Raw genomic sequence first — 2651 nt, forward strand, 5'->3', positions numbered from 1 at the left:
ACCTCAAATCGTCGGTGCATCAGAGCAAACCTGCTAGCTCAGGAACCGCGGTCGGCGTGTGGCGTCCGGACCAGTAAGCTGAACAGTGCTTCTCTCACRCCGATTTCAAGACATGGGCTTCGTCGAAGTCCGCGAGCTTCGGATAAGCGATAGTGGGGGCATGCGCGAGGCTGAGGACGCGTTCACGGTAACGATCGAGGCAGGCACGGCGTTCGCCGTCGCTGACGCGCGCTGGTGTGTGCACAAGGCACGGCTCGATCACCGTGAAGCCGACAAAGTAGAGCATGCCGTGGTTGATCGGGAACAGGATTGCGTCGATCGGGCCGTTCAGTCCTCGGCTCGAATAGATCGGCGGCGGTCCGCCGATTGTGACGGAACACATCGCGCGCTTTCCCGCGAAGACGCCGCGATCATACCATTTGCCGCCACCATAGATCTTGCCACCCGACGCGAACACTCGGTCAACCCAGCCCTTGAGGATCGCCGGCAGCCCGAACCACCAGAGCGGAAACTGCAGGATCAAGACGTCGCACCAGAAAAGCTTGTCCATCTCCGCCTGGATGTCTGGAGCAAATCCGTCGTGGGCGGCCGCATTCGCCTCCTCAGCCTGYTGGCGGTAGTAGGTCGCGTCGCGCACGGTCGTGAAGTTGCGGCGATCTGATACTGGATTGAAGCCCATGGCGTAGAGATCGGAAACAACGACCTCGTGTCCCGCCGCAGACAACGCCCCCTGCGCCGCGCTGGTCAGGGCGCCATTGAAGCTGTTGGGCTCGGGGTGGGCGTGAACGATGAAGATGCGCACCGTGCTGTTCCCACTCGATCGAAATGTTCATTTTCTCGATGCCGAAAAGGTCCGCTCGGCGATATGGTCAAGCGAGAAGACGCCAGCCCCGCGCGTCAGCACAAGCAGCAGCAGCGACGCCCACAGCAGGTGCTCTGCCCAGTTTTCCGGATAAACGAAGATCTGGATGACAGACACGACGCCGAGCAGCATCAGCGCCGTAAGGCGCGAAAACAGCCCCAGGAAAATCAACACCGAGCCCGTGAGTTCTGCGGCCGTCGCGAGCGGCGCCGCGATCGACGGATCGATGAACGGCAGATTGTATTCATTGGCAAACAGTTGCAGCGTGACCGGCCAGGATGCCAGTTTCGACTGCGCGGATTGCCAGAAGACATGTCCGACCGCGACACGGGCCGCAAGCTGGATCAGCGAAAATGGAATGCGTTCGGGCAGCTTGATGATGCGCCGGCAGAGGCCGACCAAGCCGCTCGGGCTGGTCGAGGGATGATCTGAAATTGCGGTCATGACTGTCTCCATCAGTTTGAGAGGGAATGCACGGTGATGCGCACGTTTGTGACAAGCCCGTCAGCGAACAGACGCACGAGCGCGGACACGAGTTGGAAGTTCGGTTCGAGCGCAAGCGCGCGGCTTGCACCATGTTCGAGGCCGAGGCCGTGCTTGAGAGAATGCCGGAAGGCGAAGTCTGCTCGGTCGAGGAGAATTAGGCGGACGCTGTTCCCGGTCCGCCACAACGCCACGCGTTCGGGACGTCTCGCCCAGGTGCAATGCCGATCGACTGTTGTGCCCTGCTGGTGCGCCGTCCACACCGACAGAATCGACCAGTGTGAAACGATCAGCCTGAGCGATGGCTGCAGCAGGATATCGGGTGAAGGTCCCAGGTCGATTTTGTCATAGTCCGCAAGGCTGCGGGCTGGCAGCGAAGCCGTATCGAGTGCCTCGGCGATGGCCCATTCGAGCCGCGCCGTTTCGGCGACGATCGGCATGTCGGACAGCGTGTCGATCGTCTTCAGGAAGCGCGGGAAGCCGACGCCGTAGCGCGACAGCCGCGTATCCTCCGGCGGATGGCGTCGGATGAATTCGCTCGCCACGAAACGGAAGAAGCGTTCGTCGACCAGGCGCACGGTGACGGGAAAGACCGCCATCAACACCGCAGTGAGCGAACTGCGCGTGTTGTTCTGGTAGATGCGCAGGCGGGCCAATGGATCGGCCTTGCCGGCGGTCAGCATTTTCGCGGAGACCATTGGTTCGATGGCAAGCACCGAGCGTGCCATGGTGGTCTGCAGGTTTTCAAGCGGCAACATCGTATCCTCCTTCCATTGGCGTCAACGCTACCGGTATGGTTGCTCCGGCTTTTGCGGCAGCGAATGCTGCCAGCACTGGCATGCTGGTCCCCCCGGTTTCGAAGCGCGTGAGGGACATCGGTCGGGGTTTGGCTGTTTCAGCGTGTCTCGCAGCCTGCTTGCGGTTGAACATGATCGAAGCGGTGAGCATGTCGGCCCACATGGCTTCGCCAAGCAACACGTCGAGAACCGGGACATCGGTATCCCATTCGATCAGGGTGGGGCGGGGTCCGAGCCAGCTAATGGCGTGCTGATAGAGAGACCAGACGACCGGCGGGACCCGCGAGCCGTGATCGTCGATGAGCACTGTGTCGGCTCCGACCTGATTGGTCGCATGGCCGGCAAGATGGATTTCGCCGATCGCTTCAGCCGGCAGCGCATCGATGAAGGCTTTGGCGTCATATTGCAAATTGTGTGCCGAGACCTGGACGTTGTTGATGTCCAGCAGCAGACCGCAACCGGTCCGCGCCACGAGTTCGRCCAGGAATTCAGCCTCGTTCATCGAAGAG

General features: G+C 61.2%; 4 protein-coding genes. All 4 read right to left on the reverse strand.

Features of this window, described 5'->3' with window-relative positions:
• Window positions 1-94: 94 nt before the first annotated feature.
• Window positions 95-802 (reverse strand): NAD(P)H-dependent oxidoreductase, encoded by a 708-nt coding sequence (locus ACXJ7R_RS29520; protein ID WP_457154910.1) that lies wholly within the window; start codon window positions 800-802, stop codon window positions 95-97.
• Window positions 803-829: 27 nt separating this feature from the next.
• Window positions 830-1306, reverse strand: coding sequence for a DoxX family protein (locus ACXJ7R_RS29525; RefSeq protein ID WP_457154911.1), 477 nt, complete (start codon window positions 1304-1306; stop codon window positions 830-832).
• Window positions 1307-1317: 11 nt separating this feature from the next.
• Complete coding sequence (locus ACXJ7R_RS29530; protein ID WP_457154912.1) at window positions 1318-2103, reverse strand: HvfC/BufC family peptide modification chaperone; 786 nt, start codon at window positions 2101-2103, stop codon at window positions 1318-1320.
• The coding region (locus ACXJ7R_RS29535; protein WP_457154913.1) for a DUF692 domain-containing protein at window positions 2090-2651 on the reverse strand (562 nt) is incomplete at its 5' end. The genes ACXJ7R_RS29530 and ACXJ7R_RS29535, both read right to left, overlap by 14 nt.

This window comes from Mesorhizobium sp. P5_C1 (assembly GCF_054049815.1).

What these genes read in the sequence shown, in the direction of transcription:
- ACXJ7R_RS29525 (WP_457154911.1), bottom strand. Translation starts at nt 1,306, where the DNA reads ATGACCGCAATTTCAGATCATCCCTCGACCAGCCCGAGCGGCTTGGTC.
- ACXJ7R_RS29530 (WP_457154912.1), bottom strand. Translation starts at nt 2,103, where the DNA reads ATGTTGCCGCTTGAAAACCTGCAGACCACCATGGCACGCTCGGTGCTT.